Source organism: Arthrobacter sp. SPT-J7 (genome assembly GCF_059089965.1).
Window position 1 is genome coordinate 1 of the sequence record NZ_JBNHFF010000517.1, and the last position, 717, is coordinate 717.

The following is a 717-nucleotide window of genomic DNA, read 5'->3' on the forward strand; positions in this document are numbered from 1 at the left end:
CCTTTGCAGTTGAGACCCCGACCAAGCTCTCTGTTTCAGGTATCAACAAGCAGCAGGTCGGCGAGGTTGCTGCCAACATTCGCAAGCTGCGGAAGCCGGACCCCTACAAGGGCAAGGGCATCCGTTACGCCGGCGAAGTCATCCGCCGCAAGGTCGGAAAGGCTGGTAAGTAACCATGGCCATCTCAATTAACAAGAAGCGTACGAACAAGAGCAAGTCTGCCCAGCGCAGCCGCCGCCAGCTTCGTATCCGTAAGCGCATCTCCGGTACGGCTGTACGTCCTCGTCTGGTCGTCAACCGTTCCGCACGCCACGTATTCGTCCAGGTTGTCGATGACACCAAGGGCCTGACCGTAGCGAGCGCCTCCACTCTGGAAGCCGACCTTCGTGCATTCGACGGCGACAAGACTGCCAAGGCCAAGCGCGTTGGCGAACTCGTCGCAGAGCGTGCCAAGGCTGCCGGTATCGAAGCTGTTGTCTTCGACCGCGGTGGTAACAAGTACCACGGCCGGATCGCCGCCGTCGCCGACGGTGCACGTGAAGGTGGGCTGTCACTGTGACGGAAGCAAACAAGGAAAAGGACACTGTGTCTGCAGATCAGAAGGCTACTGAAGCCGTAGCTGCCACTGAGACCACTGCCCCCGCAGCTGCCGACGACCGCCGTGGTGGCGCTCGTCGCGGTGAGCGTGGCGACCGTGGCCAGGGCCGCGGCGACCGT

At 61.8% G+C, this 717-nt stretch carries 2 protein-coding genes and 1 pseudogene; all 3 read left to right on the plus strand.

The annotated features are described in order from the left end of the window. The coding region (locus AC5RWX_RS33995; RefSeq protein WP_494100532.1) for a 50S ribosomal protein L6 at window positions 1–173 on the plus strand (173 nt) is incomplete at its 5' end. Between the two features lie 2 nt (window positions 174–175). Then, a complete protein-coding gene (rplR, locus tag AC5RWX_RS34000; RefSeq protein WP_163161903.1) occupies window positions 176–559 on the plus strand; it encodes a 50S ribosomal protein L18 in 384 nt (127 codons plus the stop codon). Further along, window positions 556–717: pseudogene (locus AC5RWX_RS34005) on the plus strand (30S ribosomal protein S5); the annotation flags it as partial. The gene rplR and the pseudogene AC5RWX_RS34005, both read left to right, overlap by 4 nt.